General features: G+C 48.5%; 14 protein-coding genes. All 14 read left to right on the top strand.

The window, feature by feature from the left end; all coding sequences use genetic code 11:
* The first annotated feature begins 103 nt into the window (after positions 1-103).
* The 14 genes from PGL02S_RS20600 (at position 104) to PGL02S_RS20535 (ending at position 15,103) form a co-directional block, all read left to right on the top strand.
* Entirely contained in the window at positions 104-271 is a 168-nt protein-coding gene (locus PGL02S_RS20600) for a hypothetical protein (RefSeq protein ID WP_409347449.1), read from the top strand.
* Positions 272-489: 218 nt separating this feature from the next.
* The gene (locus PGL02S_RS20595; RefSeq protein ID WP_006209756.1) at positions 490-906 is read left to right on the top strand and encodes a DUF2500 domain-containing protein; all 417 of its coding nucleotides are present in this window, start codon (positions 490-492) and stop codon (positions 904-906) included.
* A gap of 69 nt (positions 907-975) precedes the next feature.
* Positions 976-1,725, top strand: a complete 750-nt coding sequence (locus PGL02S_RS20590; RefSeq protein WP_036638110.1) for an SDR family NAD(P)-dependent oxidoreductase — start codon at positions 976-978, stop codon at positions 1,723-1,725.
* Between the two features lie 350 nt (positions 1,726-2,075).
* Positions 2,076-4,409, top strand: a complete 2,334-nt coding sequence (locus tag PGL02S_RS20585; RefSeq protein ID WP_036638112.1) for an AraC family transcriptional regulator — start codon at positions 2,076-2,078, stop codon at positions 4,407-4,409.
* A gap of 136 nt (positions 4,410-4,545) precedes the next feature.
* The gene (locus PGL02S_RS20580; RefSeq protein WP_036638115.1) at positions 4,546-6,177 is read left to right on the top strand and encodes a type 2 periplasmic-binding domain-containing protein; all 1,632 of its coding nucleotides are present in this window, start codon (positions 4,546-4,548) and stop codon (positions 6,175-6,177) included.
* A 79-nt stretch (positions 6,178-6,256) separates the two neighbouring features.
* A complete protein-coding gene (locus PGL02S_RS20575; protein ID WP_036638118.1) occupies positions 6,257-7,216 on the top strand; it encodes an ABC transporter permease in 960 nt (319 codons plus the stop codon).
* A 15-nt stretch (positions 7,217-7,231) separates the two neighbouring features.
* On the top strand, positions 7,232-8,113 hold the full coding sequence (locus PGL02S_RS20570) for a carbohydrate ABC transporter permease (protein WP_006209762.1): 882 nt from the start codon (positions 7,232-7,234) through the stop codon (positions 8,111-8,113).
* Between the two features lie 15 nt (positions 8,114-8,128).
* A complete protein-coding gene (locus tag PGL02S_RS20565; RefSeq protein WP_036638120.1) occupies positions 8,129-9,256 on the top strand; it encodes a glycoside hydrolase family 88 protein in 1,128 nt (375 codons plus the stop codon).
* A 171-nt stretch (positions 9,257-9,427) separates the two neighbouring features.
* Complete coding sequence (locus PGL02S_RS20560) at positions 9,428-10,066, top strand: copper resistance CopC family protein (protein WP_036638122.1); 639 nt, start codon at positions 9,428-9,430, stop codon at positions 10,064-10,066.
* A complete protein-coding gene (locus PGL02S_RS20555; RefSeq protein WP_036638124.1) occupies positions 10,066-11,154 on the top strand; it encodes a copper resistance D family protein in 1,089 nt (362 codons plus the stop codon). Before PGL02S_RS20560 ends, PGL02S_RS20555 begins: the two co-directional genes overlap by 1 nt.
* Before the next feature lie 167 nt (positions 11,155-11,321).
* Positions 11,322-11,750, top strand: coding sequence for a GNAT family N-acetyltransferase (locus tag PGL02S_RS20550; RefSeq protein ID WP_036638126.1), 429 nt, complete (start codon positions 11,322-11,324; stop codon positions 11,748-11,750).
* 39 nt (positions 11,751-11,789) lie between these two features.
* Positions 11,790-13,502, top strand: coding sequence for a GAF domain-containing sensor histidine kinase (locus PGL02S_RS20545; protein WP_051449124.1), 1,713 nt, complete (start codon positions 11,790-11,792; stop codon positions 13,500-13,502).
* The gene (locus PGL02S_RS20540; protein ID WP_006209768.1) at positions 13,499-14,140 is read left to right on the top strand and encodes a response regulator; all 642 of its coding nucleotides are present in this window, start codon (positions 13,499-13,501) and stop codon (positions 14,138-14,140) included. The genes PGL02S_RS20545 and PGL02S_RS20540 overlap by 4 nt, the downstream gene beginning before the upstream one ends.
* Positions 14,141-14,284: 144 nt before the next feature.
* Positions 14,285-15,103 (top strand): NmrA family NAD(P)-binding protein, encoded by an 819-nt coding sequence (locus PGL02S_RS20535; protein WP_006209769.1) that lies wholly within the window; start codon positions 14,285-14,287, stop codon positions 15,101-15,103.
* Positions 15,104-15,118: the final 15 nt, after the last annotated feature.

Raw genomic sequence — 15,118 nt, 5'->3', positions numbered from 1 at the left:
GAAATAAATCACAATAAAAAGTGAATATCTATGCTACTATAAAGATGTAATTAGATACTCCATTATGTTAGAGAAGGGAACGATTCATATGCATACCGATCAAGTGACGATAAATTTCCTCCGCTTGTGTTACCATTGTGATGATGCATGTTTATGCGATACGGAGGAACAATGCCTGGCATGCTGGAATGAACAGGAGCTGACACCTGAGGATCAAGAAATGACAGGACAAGAAGAGACAACAAAATGGCTGAGATTGGCTTACGATTGAATGTGAATGGCGATGAGAAGGAAAATGAATAGATCCGGGTGTTTGAGTCCCACGAAGAAGCTGAAAGCTGACCAAGAGCAGAGACCAGCTTCTTTTTTGGCGTTTTCAGAAAGGGACAAGTTCTTTAAAATTTCAATCAAACTTTCCACGACATATGAGTTAAATTGTCCAAGAAGAAGCATATACATATTTCAAGACAAGGTGGAGGGGGGAGCCGTATGGGATCGGGATCAGATTGGATGTTCGATTTTTTCGGCAGCGTAATGCCCGTGTTTTTCATCGTCGTCATCGGGATCATTTTGCTGTCGGCCGGTAAGGGAATCTTGCAGTGGAGTCAGAATAACCGACAGCCTTTGTTATCGGTTGATTCCAAAATTGTGAGCAAGCGAACGGAAGTGAAACACACGCAGCAGACAGATGATACGATGTCGAGCCGTACTCGTACCACCTATTATCTTACTTTTGAAGTTGAGAGCGGAGATCGGATGGAGTTTATTGTAAACGGTGAAGAATTCGGCATGTGTGCGGAAGGCGACGAGGGGCTACTGCGTTTCCAAGGTACCCGGTATTACGGATTTGCACGGCACCCGAAGGCACATCTCGGCGTGGTGAGGGGTTATGAGCATCCTAAATAAATGTCGGACTTGATTTTAGTCAGCTTCCTCCTGTGGTATATAATGTAGGAGAAAAAGGAGGAGCTGCGAATGAATTTTGAGAATAAAACAGTCGTGATTACGGGCTCTGCCAATGGGATAGGCCGCGGATTGGCGGAAGCCTATGCTGCAAGCGGAGCGCGAGTCATATTAAGCGACTTTAACGAGGAGCAGGGAAGCCTGGCGGCACACTCCTTGACGGAACAAGGACTGAAGGCGGTCTTCATCCCTTGTGACGTACGAAAGGAAGAAGGTATTAAACGCCTCATGGCAGAAGCCGTTCAACATGGCGGTTCGATCGACATCCTGATCAACAATGCAGGAGTATCCCGCTGGAAATCTCCCTATGAGCTGTCTGTTGAGGATTGGGACGATGTCATGAATACCAATGCCAGAAGCTGTTTTCTTGCGACGCGTGAAGCCGCATTATATATGAAAAATTCGGGTGCAGGCGGAGCTGTTGTCAATATATCCTCTACACGCTCCATCATGTCCGAGCCGAATTCAGAAGCCTACGCGGCTTCCAAAGGAGCCATTGTTGCATTGAGTCATGCGATGGCAATTAGTCTTGGACCTGATCGGATTCGGGTGAATTGCATTAGTCCGGGATGGATTGAGACCGGCAGCTATGACAATCTTCGCTCGGAGGACCACAAGCAGCATCCAGCGGGGCGGGTGGGAGTTCCTGCTGATATTGCCAAAGCCTGTTTCTATTTCACCGATCCGGATAATGACTTTGTGACAGGTGCGCATCTTGTCGTTGACGGGGGCATGACCCGCAAAATGATCTATGAGCCTTAAGCTGAATCGGATTGAACCCCAAAAAGGAGCGTCTCTATGGAGGCGTTCCTTTTTTTTGCGTTGTTCTTGCGGCCGCTGAGAATGTTGAACCACTGAGCAATTAGAGGACACACCACACTTCGATGAGGCTAATTCATCTCATGGATTGGCGTTATCGCCTCTGATGAGCACAGCATGGTGGAGGAATTTCGTTGTGGCCTTAGTGGAGGCTGAAGCCTTCGAGCATGATACAAATTCGTGATCGATTAACATTTTTGAAGATGGCCTGTTCATGTTAAATAAAAACAGTATGATGTAATTAATGTAAGTACGGAAGATATATAACCATTGAAACCGGAAGGAATGAGGGTATGGGGAAGTTGACGACAACCAGTGCAAGAATGGAGCGTTCCAATCGCGTGTCCGTGTTCGTTACATTGCTCATGTCCTATCTTGTCGTGCTGTTGATCCCGGTCATTGTATTCGGCGGATTGTATGCTCGTATTGAGAAGATTATGATCGAGAACGCGAATAACAGCAACATGGCGCTGATTGAGCAAGCCAAGCAGGTAGTGGACGGCCGATTGGATGAGATGCATTTGATTTCCCGGAATATCACGTCGAATCCAAGGCTGGACGCGCTGCTCAAGGCAGGCTCGCCTCAGAATGGCATCGAGCATTACAATTACTTCAGCTTTATGCAGGAAATGCAGCGTTACCGCAACAGCAGCAGCTTTATTACTGATTTTTATGTCTATTTAAGGGAGAGCAACACGGTTCTGAGCCCAACCTTAAAGACAACCTCAAGCGTTTTGTTCTCCGATATTTATGGATATGAAAATCTAACCTATGAACAGTATCGGTCGGATATTCTGCACGGCGTTCACTTTAACCGTTACTTACCCGTGACGGAAGTCGGGAAAGGTTTGAATCAGAAACGGATGCTGACATATATGCAAACGCTTCCATTTGGAGAGAAGAACCATCCGAAAGGTGCGCTAATCATGCTGATTGACGAACGACAGATTACAGGGCTCCTGGAGGAGATCGTGAAGACAAATCATGGGACGATATATATTAAGGATGCCAGCGGACAAGTTATTTTAAGTGCCGGAGCAGCCTCGGTCAGCCGAGTCGGGAAGACACCGGAGGATCATCCGATGATGACTGTGTCGGCAATCTCGAAGAGAAGCGGGTGGGAATACGTATCCATCGTGCCCGAGAAAGTGTTCATGGAGAAGGTCAATATGGTCAAAAGAATGGCCGCCGGCGTTCTTGTTATCTGTCTGGCCGCCGGGGTAGCCGCTTGCGCGTTCATGACTTACCGGGCGTATTATCCGCTGCGTGACATTATCCGTTTTATTCGGCAGGCGCACCCGGCACGGGAGGAGGCTGTTCGCAATGAATATGATTTCATCAAATCGACGATGGCCGATTCCTTTGGCAGGCAGACGGAGATGAGGGAGCAGCTGTCCAGGCAAACGCCGGTCATCCGCTCCAACTTTTTGCAGCGTTTATTGAAGGGTAATGTGGACGCAAGTGATATGTCCGATCATGCCATGGCGTTCATGGGCATCTCGTTTCCGGAGCGGGGGTTTGCCGTTGCCTTGATCGAGCTCAGGGATGCCAGTGGATTTATTCATAACGAGCGCGAAAGCGAGTGGGCACTGATCCGGTTCGTTACCGGCAAGGTAGCGGAGGAAATCCATCCTTTTGCCGCTTATTCGGTGGAACTGGAGAAAAATCTGGTTGCTATCATATTAAACGTGCCCGACTCTCAGCAGTGCGGGCTAGAGGAATTGGTTGAATGGGCGGAGCAGGTGAAACAGGTCATCGAACTGCGCTTCAAAACCGTGACAACGATCGGAATCAGCGGGATTCATACAGGTCCCGGATGTTTGTCCAGCGGTTATACCGAGAGCCTGAAAGCACTCGAATATTCCATATTTACAGCCTATAAACCGATCCTGTTCTATGATGAAATGAAACAAAAAACGGAGGTGTATTATGATTTTCCCATTGAGACGGAGGTCAAGCTCATTAACGCGATGAAGAGCGGGGATGTCGATAAAGCTCAAGACATTATTCAGTGCCTGTATAGCAACAATTTTATGGGCAAATCCATCTCACCGGATCTGGGCAGACTCCTCTTCGCGAACCTGCTTAGCACAATGTTCAAACTGCTCAATGCTTTAAATTTGAAGTATGAGGACATCTTCGGAACAGCTGGCAAAACAATCGAGGATATCACCGAAGGCAGCACAGTGGAAGAGTTATATCAGGAGGTGAAGTGGATGTTCGGCAAGGTCTGCTTGTACGTGGGAGAGCAGAGAGGAGATTCCTCTTCACTGCTGCTGGAAAAAATCAAAATCTACATCGAAGATCATCACAACGATACCATGATCAGTCTGGCTTCCATCGCCGAGCAATTCAACATTACGCCCCCGTACCTGTCGGCTTTCTTCAAGAAGAACAGCGGCACCAACCTGACGGATTATCTGGCCAAGATTCGGATCGAGCATGCCAAGGAAATGATGAAGGATGCCAAAAACACGATTTCACATATTGCCCGTTCCGTCGGTTATACCAGCGATGTGGGTTTTATCCGGGTATTCAAAAAATATGAAGGAATAACCCCGGGAAAATACAAGGAAACTCTGCATTCTCTACCATCCACCTTAAGAAATGATCATCTCAATTCTTAATCTCTGTTAACAGATCATGAATGTGTACGGTATACGATGAAGGCGCTTTGACCCTAGAATTTAAACAGGGCTGATCACTTCGGTCCTTGGTTAAATCGGATGATCATTCAAACAGGAAAAAGGGAGGCGTCGTGATTTGAAAACAAACCAAAAACGAGCGACAAGGCTGGCAATCTTCATATTAATCGTAGCCATGCTGGCTGGATGCAGCGGGAAAAGCTCGGGAGCTCAGAATCCTGCGGGCGAAAAAGGGCAGGAAGGAGCCGGTGTTTCTTCAAAGGGTGAGCCGGGTTATCCGGGACAGCTGACGTACTGGGTATCTCTTAACGCCAACGCATCGGCAACGATGCAGGATATGAACGGGATTGCAGCTTATCAGGAAATGGAGAAATTGACGGGGACCCGGCTTAAGTTTCAGCATCCCCCTGCCGGACAGGAGGCAGATGCCTTCAATATTATGGTCTCCTCGGGCAATTTGCCAGATGTCATCGAGTACGGCTGGGCTAATGTATCCGGCGGACCGGACAAAGCCATTTCGGATGGAACGATCATTCGACTGAATGAGCTGATTGAAGAGCATGCACCGAATATATCAAAGCTGTTAAACGAGCATCCGGAATACAAAAAACTCATAACGACAGACGACGGCAACATTTACGTATTTCCTTTTATCCGCGGGGATGAGTATTTGCTGACCTATAACGGCATCATTCTCCGCGAGGATTGGCTTGAGAAATTAAAGCTGTCCGTACCGGAAACGATGGATGAGTGGCACGAAGTGTTAACGGCATTCAAAACCAAAGATCCAAACGGGAACGGGCAGGCCGATGAAATTCCGCTCCTGCTTGACTTGGATATGACGGCATTGAATCATGCGTTTATCGGAGCCTGGGGAATTACGACAGGGTTTTACCAGGTGGATGGCAAGGTAAGCTATGGCCCTATTCAACCGGAGTTTAAATCGTATTTGGAGACGATGAGCAAATGGTATGCCGAAGGGCTGATCGATCAGGATTACGCCGCAACAGATGCCACACTGAAGGATGCCAAGGTGACTAACAATCAATTGGGCGCATTCTCCGGATACATGGGAAGCAGCTTGGGCCGATATTCGGAGCTTATGCTGAAATCCAATCCGGATGTGAAACTGTTGGGTGCTCCTAACGTCGTGCTGAAGAAGGGCGACACTCCGATCCTGGGGCAGAAGGATTCGCCATTCAATGGATTCGGGGCGGCGATTACGAAAGCGAACAAATTCCCGGTGGAGACCGTAAAGTGGCTTGATTATAAGTACGGCGAAGAAGGACATATGCTGTTTAATTTTGGCGTAGAAGGCGTCAGCTACAGCATGAAGGACGGGTACCCGACCTATACGGACGAAGTGATGAAGAACCCGGATGGTTTATCCATCACCCAAGCGCTGTCCAAATATAACCTCGCCAGCTACTCGGGACCTTTTGTCCAGGATCGCCGGTATATTGAACAGTATTCCGCTCTTCCTCAGCAGAAAGCAGCCATCGAGACATGGATGGAGGCGGATAATAAGCGCTTGATGCCGATTATTTCGCCAACGGCTGAAGAAAGCACTCGTTATGCCTCCATCATGAATGATATTAATACCTATTACGAAGAGATGGTCAATAAATTCATTATGGGCGTGGAGCCAATCAGCGGGTTTGATCAATTCGTCCAGACGCTTCAGGGAATGGGCATTGAAGAAGCGCTTCAGATTCAGCAAGCTGCGCTCGACCGGTTCAACAGCCGTTAAGTTGACGAAGCATGCCAAGGGAGAAGTCAGATTTCTCCCTTCCGGCGTGTTCGATTTTTGTATCAGAGGAGGGCATTCGGTGCAGCTCAAGGAAGAGACCAACCGCGTTGTCATACGGAATAAACCAGATAGCTTCAAAATAAGAGTTGCAAAGGATTTCCGCCGGAATTCCATGATCTACCTGATGCTGCTTCCGGTTGTGGCATTTTATGCCGTGTTTCATTACGGTCCGCTGTACGGGCTGCAGATTGCGTTCAAAAACTTCTCGGCAGGACTTGGAATATGGCACAGCCCTTGGGTCGGCTTTCAGCATTTCAGCGACTTCTTTAACGGTTTTTTCTTTGAACGGGTCGTATCCAATACGATTATCCTGGGCGCGTACGACCTGATATTTGTGTTCCCTGCCTCGATTGTGCTGGCGTTGCTGCTGAACGAGGTGCGGCATCGGGTATTTAAACGGACCGTGCAGTCCATTACGTATATCCCTCATTTTATTTCTGTGGTAGTTGTTGTCGGCATGCTGGTGGATTTTTTGTCCGTTGACGGATTGATCAATCAATTAGTGACGTATTTCGGTGGAAAACCGATTTCCTTCATGCGTTTGCCTGAATGGTTCCGAACGATTTATACCTCGTCTGCCATCTGGCAGGGGATTGGCTGGGGCTCCATAATTTATCTTGCAGCCATCTCGAACATCGATCCATCCTTGTATGAAGCAGCGAAGGTAGACGGTGCCGGACGGTGGAAGCAGATGCTGCAGATTACACTGCCAGGCATCCTGCCAACGGTTATCATTTTGCTGATCCTGCGGATTGGTTCATTTATGGCGCTTCAGGACGAGAAGATATTGATTATGTATAATCCGGTTATTTATGAGACTGCGGACGTTATCGGCACTTACGTCTACCGCAAGGGGATTCTGGAGGCGAGTTACAGCTTCAGTGCGGCCGTCGGCATGTTTAATTCCCTCATTAACTTTATTCTGCTCATTGGAGCCAATTATCTCAGCAAACGGTTTACCGATACGAAGCTGTGGTAGGAAAGGGGGCCATCTATGCGAACTTCAAAATCAATCAGTGAGGTCATATTTGATGCAGCGAATGTGATTCTTCTATGCTTGTTGTCAATCGTAACGCTGTACCCGTTTCTATATGTATTGTTTGCTTCGATCAGTACGCCTGCCGAGTTCGTTCAGCATCGGGGAATCCTGCTGTGGCCCAAGGGGTTCTCGCTGGATTCCTACCGGATGGTATTTGAGAATCCGAACATCATTCGCAGTTATCTGAACACAATCTTTTATGTAGCGGTCGGAACGACGCTGAACATTCTGATGACGGCTCTTGGAGCCTATGGTTTATCCAGAAAAAACGTCATGTGGAAAAGCACCATTATGATGCTGATTGTCATGACGATGTTTTTCGACGGAGGGCTTATTCCGAAATATCTGTTAATGAAAAACATCGGCCTGCTGGATACGTACTGGGCACTGATTATTCCAAGCGCCATGACAACATGGAACTTGATTATTATGCGAACCGCTTTTCAAGGGGTCCCCGATGCGTTGGAGGAATCCGCGCGGATTGACGGCGCCAACGACTGGACGATTCTGTTCCGGATCATCATCCCGCTGTCGCTGCCGGTCATAGCGGTTATGGTGCTCTTTTACGGAGTGTGGCACTGGAATAAATGGTTTGATGCACTCATCTATTTAAGGGATCGGAACTTGTTCCCGCTGCAGCTGATTCTGCGCGAGATTCTGATTCAGAACGACACCAACAGCATGATGACCTCAGTAGGCGGAGGAGACCGGATGCCGGTGGGCGAAACGATCAAATACGCAACAATTATGGTGGCTACGCTGCCGATTTTGTTCCTGTACCCGTTTTTGCAGAAATATTTCGTGAAGGGCGTTATGATCGGAGCCATCAAAGAATAGGAGGAATGTAAAATCATGTGGGAACAAGCCATTCAGGACGCGATCCAAAAGATCAAGAGCAATATGAACCGATATCCGAAGAAGTTTCCCCATATCACGGCGGAGAAGCGCTACGAGTGGGGAGAGAGCAATGACTGGATCGAGGGGTTCTACACCGGAATGATCTGGCTGAGTTATGAATATACGAAGGAACCGTTGTTTAAGGAGACGGCACTAGCGCACTTGGAGGATTATAAGCTGCGCTTGCAGGAGAAGCGGCATCTGGATCATCATGACATCGGGTTCCTCTACCTGCCGTCTGCATTAGCGGCGTGGATCGTGGACGAGCATGAAGAGGGCAAACAGCTCGCTCTGAAAGCTGCCGACCATCTGATGCTGCGCTGGCGGGAGGAAGGACAGTATATTCAGGCATGGGGCCGGAAGGGGGACGAGAAGAACGGAGGCCGCATCATCATCGATTGCATGATGAATATTCCGCTGCTGTACTGGGCCTATAACCAAACCGGAGATGAGCGATACCGGATTGTGGCTGTGGCGCATGCGGATAAGAGCCGCCGGTATTTAATGCGAGGGGACGACTCCTCGTACCATACGTTCTACTTCAATCCGTCGGATGGAACTCCCATCGGAGGCGGGACGCATCAGGGGTATCACGACGGCTCCACCTGGACACGCGGCCAGGCTTGGGCGATCTACGGGTTTGCACTGTCATACCGTTATACCCGTGATCCGAAGTACTTGGATACGGCTATACGAGCGGCACGCTTTTTTATCAGCCATCTGCCGGAGGATAACGTAGCTTATTGGGATTTCGATGTTCCGGTTGAAGCGGATACACCTCGCGACAGCTCCGCATCTGCGATTGCAGCATGCGGCATGCTGGAAATATTGGAGCATCTGGAGAATGAAGATGGCAATAAAGGGCTATTGACAGATGCGGTCGAACGGTCGATGACCTCCCTGGCAAGCCGATATTCTACTCTTGGAGAGGAAGGGGAAGAAGGCTTGATCAAGCATGGTTCCTATTATGTCAGAGGCGGAATGGGACCGGACGATTATATGATCTGGGGCGACTATTATTATCTTGAAGCACTGCTGCGGCTGACCCAGAGGATACCGGGTTATTGGTATGAGAGAGAATAGGTAGATCAGCTACATGGAACATTGAGGGGATGTTGCGTCATATGCGGCATGCCCTTTTTGTGTAAACTATTTGAAAATCATTGTTCACAATATACTCATTGGCATTGTCGAAATGACTTTGTTATGATGAGGAAGATTCAAATTTGAGATAATGGTTTGGAGGAGATATACGTGTTGAAACATGTAAAAACTTCAGTTTTGCTGACCTTGGGTCTGCTGCTTGTGCTGGTGTTCCCGACAGCAACATGGGCCCATTCCAAGCTGGAAACCAGTACGCCTGCCGCGGATGCCAAGCTGACGGAAAGCGTCAAGGAAGTCAGTCTAACCTTTAATGAAAATATCGATGAAAACTTGAGTACGGTCAAGATTAAAAATGCGCAAGGCGAGTCAGTAGAAGTGTCGGAGATAAAAGTAACCCAGAGTACGCTGCTGGGTACGCTGGCAGCACCTCTTCCATCCGGTTCTTACACGGTAGAATGGAAGATTGTTGGCGGTGATGGACATCCTGTTGACGGGACGTATGCCTTCGAGGTAGAAGTGCCGGAAGCGGAGACTGCGCCGGAAACACCGCCTGCCGATACCGAAGACACGCCTGCGGATGCCGGTGATGCGCAGGATGAAGGAACACCTGCTGATGACACGGCAGTTGACAACACCGATCAGACCGCGACTGAGGGTCAGCAAGCTGAGAACACTCCGGCTGCCGAATCATCTGAAGGCGGCGGATCTGCTATTTGGATCGCTATTATAGTCATCGTGGCATTTGTCGCAGGATATTTTGGAATTCGAGCATCGCGGAAGAGAAAATAATGTCTTACTACTGGTTAAGTGAACCGTTTTTATATTTAGCTTATGCCGTTCTGGCAGGTATCACGGTGCTGTCCCTGGTGCCAAAAGCATATAAACCTGAAATTTCCTTGCCAGCCTGGCTGGGTCCGGTTTCAGCTGTGGCCATTATGGTGTGCGGCTTCGTCCCTCTGCTGCAGATTATTATGTTCTTCAAGGATGATATTGGGTTCTGGCAGTCCTTTAACAGTATTATGTTCAAGTTCAGTGAAGGCGAACGTTATGCCTGGATCCTGGTACTCTCGATACTGCTGGCGGTCTTGACCATCATCGTCCGCCGAAATTCAGGCACGGTATTACGCTGGCTTATGCCGGTTGCCTTGCTGGGTATTGCAGCAGCCATGTCCTCGTTTAACCACGCAGCGTCCTTATTCGAAAGCGCAGGGCAGCTTGCATTTTTTGGACATTTTACAGCGATGGCCATTTGGACGGGAACTTTGCTGATTACAGGGTGGTTCAGTACGGATCCAGAGCGCTGGGGTGCATTTCTGAGATGGTTTCATCCAGCAGCAATCGTCTGCGTTGTCATCGTGATCGGATCAGGTTTGTTCCTGATGACGGCGGTGACGCCGGATCCCGTGAACAGCTGGACGTTATCCTACGGACAGGCCTTGCTTGTCAAGCACATTCTGATCCTGCCGCTGCTGGTCTTCGCCTTTGTTAACGGTCATCTGGTTAAGCGTAAGCTTCGCCGTGACGCAAGCTATCAACCGACGGCATGGGCGCGAAGCGAGAGCATTCTCATCTGGTTGATATATATTGCAACGGGGTATATGAACCAGCAGCCGGCCCCGCATGATGTCACAGATACGCTGGCATCCTACGGTCCTGCTTCAACCTTTGTCTGGTTCCATCCCGGGTTTACGATCGGTGAACTGGCATTTACATGGAGCTGGATAGGGATTCTTAGCCTGTGTATCGGGCTTGTCCTCTTGTGGAATGTCGTGAATGTATTTCGCAGGAACCGCGCGGCTGCCGGCGGACTCTTAAGTGGGTTAGGCGCTGTTGTGCTGATATACTGCGGTCTGATGTTCTCGGTTAATGCAGGCTGAACAAGCCGAGTGATTTGGAATTGAAAAAGGTTCTTGCTGTGTTTGCAGCAAGGACCCTTTTTTTGATACCCAAAAGTATATAAAAGGCTGGAGAAGGTGGTATACTGGGGGAGCAACATAGCACTTTTTTCCATATTTTAAAAGGATGATAATGGAGGATACATAGAATGGATATTCACAAACAGATTCGCATGGCATCTCATTCCGATGCTTCCGTTCTAGTTCAATTGAATGAGGAATTTAATGAAGCTCTAATGCCGCAGGAGGATGTGGAGCGAAGCTTGAAACAGGCGCACGAGATTGTGGCGATTGCTTATTTGAATGATGTTCCTGTGGGATTTGCCTGTGCGCAGTCCTTTCAGTCCTTCTGTTACCCTGAGCTTATGGGCGAAATTACGGAGATGTATGTTCAGGAGCGGGCGAGAAGACAGGGGCTGGCAGGAATGCTTATCGCATACCTGGAGGAACAGCTGGTTGAGCGTGGAGTGAAGACGGTTAAGGTGCTGACAGGTCACGACAACGATCAGGCGATCGGAGCTTATGCCAAGTCGGGTTATATCCAGGAAGATGAGGTTATGCTCGAGAAACGGCTTTAAAGAATCTAGGGTAATTTCATTTTTAGGAATGGAGTGGAGGTGAGTCTGATACTGTGTGATAAAGATCAGTATGTTGAAGAATTGATGATTCTAAAGACCATTGCAGAAACTCTGAATGAGAGCAACGACATGAAGCAAATGCTTCAGACGACGCTTGAACGGCTGCTGGAGTTAACCCATCTTGAGACAGGCTGGATTTTTCTGGTTGGTGATAAACCGGAGTATGATAAGATGGCGGATTTCAATCTCCCTCCAGCTCTAGCCAGGGAAGATAAAAAACCGATGCGATGCGGGGACTGCTTATGTCTTCGTATGCATTGGGCTGGAAGCTTAAATGAACCTGTTACGATTATTGAATGCGAACGTTTATATAACGCAATTGAACAGAGCTGGGGAGAAACCGGCAATTTGACCCATCATGCTACAATCCCCCTGACCGTTCAAGGAAAACGATTGGGGCTGCTGAATGTAGGCTCACCGGGCAAAGAGCATTTCAGCGCGGGTGAGCTGGCACTTTTACAATCTGTTGCTTATCAGATTGGGACTGCCGTTGAGCGGACGAGGCTCTCCGAGCAGAAGGAGAAGCAAGCAGTGGATAGCATATCTCGTTTTATCGTGGATTATTATGCCAAGGCAAGCAAGGTGACAAGATACCTCTGGAAAATTAATGACATGAACAAAATGTATACGGCCATTGTGGAGCAGCTTGCTCAGTCGTTTGACTGGCCAAGTGTAGCCATGATTACGTCTGACGAAAATGATGACTTGCATCTGCGCACCTTTCGGCAGAATGGCGTGACACACAATCTTAAGGAGCTTGTTCGTAAGGGCTCTAAGAAAACGAGCAAAAAAACAGGAAGCGTACATCGTGCGTATGAGGAACAGAAGGTGGTGGTTCATGAAGGTCCGGTTCGGATACTTCCGGGCGTACAGCCTTATATGTATACCGCAGCGCTGCCCTTAAAGCATCATGAGCGTATTTTTCAAACCTATGAGATGGTGGGCGTACTCTTCATTGGTAGGGAGAACCCGTCCTTTAGTGAATTGGAGATCCAAATACTGGAGGTGCTGGCAGAGCATATCTCACTTGCGATTGAAAAGATTTGTTTATATTATGAATGGCAAGATCTGCTATTGGTCGAAGAACGGAACCGCCTTGCGCGGGATTTGCATGATTCGGTTAATCAAAAGCTATTCTCTCTATCACTGCTTGCACAAGGGGTTCGCGAGCAGACCCTGCATGAGAATTCGGATACGGCAGAAGCCATGGGTGATATTGGACAGTTGGCTCAGGAAACGCTGACCGAAATGCGGACGTTAATCTGGCAGCTGAGGCCTTCCGGGGAAGCGAAAGGGATACTGGGTTCTTTGAGGGATTATGCCAAGAAGCTTGGCATACAGCTCACGTTTCTCATGAAGGAAATTCCGGAGCTTACAAAGCAGGTGGAAGGGACGCTGTATCGAATCGGCCAGGAGGCATTAAACAATGTCAGCAAACACGCGGGAACGAATCGCGCATGGATCAGAATGGAGAAGGTCGGTCCCCATTTATATATGAAAATTTCGGATCAAGGGCGGGGGTTTACCCCCAGTTCTTCAGAGCAGCATCACCGTTCGCTTGGGCTTACCAGCATGAAGGAGAGGGCAGCCGAGATCCAAGGAACCTTAAGCATTAGCAGTGAAGAAGGTACAGGGACAATGCTGACAGTCATGGTTCCGTTATGGACTGAGAAAGAGGTTGTAGATGCATGAAGATTAAAGTTCTCATCGTTGACGATCATCTCGTTGTATTAAGGGGCTTGCGTTATTTCTTGCAGACCCAGCCCATGATTGAAATTGTGGATCAGGCGCTGAATGGGCGCGAAGCTCTGGCTAAGGCAGAAATGCTGCAGCCTGATGTCGTATTGATGGATTTGATGATGCCGGAGATGGATGGAGTTGAAGCCACAAAACGGATCACAAGCGAATTTCCTCATATCAAGGTTATCATACTTACCAGTTTTGCCGACCGTGATTCCGTCCTGCCAGCCATCAAAGCGGGAGCCATTGGATATCAGTTGAAGGATATTGAACCCAAAGTGTTGGTAGAGACCATCGTGGCTGCCGTTAACGGGAATCGAATGCTTCATCCCCAAGTGACAAACCAGTTAATCGCTCATGTAGCAACAGACGGGGAAGCTGCCAAAGGAATTGATATTCTGACCAAGCGTGAACAGCATGTACTCGAACAAATTACAATGGGGCGGAGCAATAAAGAGATTGCGGTGGAGCTGCATATTACCGAGAAAACCGTAAAGACGCATATAACTCATATTTTAGGAAAAATGGAGGTGCAGGATCGAACCCAGGCAGCGCTGTATGCGATCAGGAACCATTGGTACGGCAAGTAAATATCAGACTATGGTCGTAGTGAGAGGTCTTATCTTTGGATAAGGCCTTTTTATAATGCTGGCATAAGACCAGCGCTGGACGTAACCCACTTCGAATTGCGGTTTAATGGAAATACAACAATCACCCATAGGGAGGGAATGAAAATGACGATTTTGGTCACAGGTGCAACCGGAAATGTAGGACGTCATGTGGTGGAAGAATTGCTTAAGGCCGGTCATAAGGTAAGGGCGCTTAGCCGCTATCCGGCTTCAGCTAAATTGCCTGCAGCTGTTGAAGTTGTCGGCGGAGATTTAAGTAATCCTGACACTCTGGTACCCGCATTAGAGGGGGTGAGCGGTCTGCATTTAATTACCACTGGAACAGGCTACGTTCCGCTTACGACAGGGAAAGAGATCATTGCAGCTGCCGAAGCAGCAGGGGTTCAGCGAGTGAGTGTATTATGGGACGGAAAGAAAGGCACGGTAGAGCATGCAGTTGAATCAAGCAATCTGGAATGGACACAGCTGCAGCCGGTTGAATACATGTCCAATGTGCTGAGCTGGAGGGAGTCGATACGAACGGAGGGGGTCGTCCGTGATCTTTATGGAGACTCGATCAGTGCATTGATACATGAAGGAGATATTGGACGGGTAGCTGCCGCAGCCCTGACGGAAGACGGTCATGCCGGTAAAATCTATACCTTAACCGGTCCCGAAGCATTATCCGTTCAAGATAAGGTTCGAATCCTCAGCGATCTTATCGGCAGAGACATTCAATTCATCCGCTTAACAGAGGAGCAGGAGCGTAAACGCATGGCGGAACTTGGAGTAGGGGAGGACATCATGGATTATGTCATCAACTGGCATATGAACCCTCCGGTCGAAGCCTACACCGTCAATCCAACAGTTGAAATCGTAACGGGCCGACCTGCCAGAACCTTTGCCGAGTGGGCGCAAGAGCATGTAAAATTGTTCAAAGTTTGAGGACTCCGTTATTAG

Origin of the sequence: Paenibacillus glucanolyticus NBRC 15330, from assembly GCF_004000885.1 — a bacterium.
Classification (GTDB): domain Bacteria; phylum Bacillota; class Bacilli; order Paenibacillales; family Paenibacillaceae; genus Paenibacillus_AQ; species Paenibacillus_AQ glucanolyticus.
Note: the sequence above shows the minus strand (reverse complement) of the source record. Positions and strands in the feature narration are given on the sequence as shown.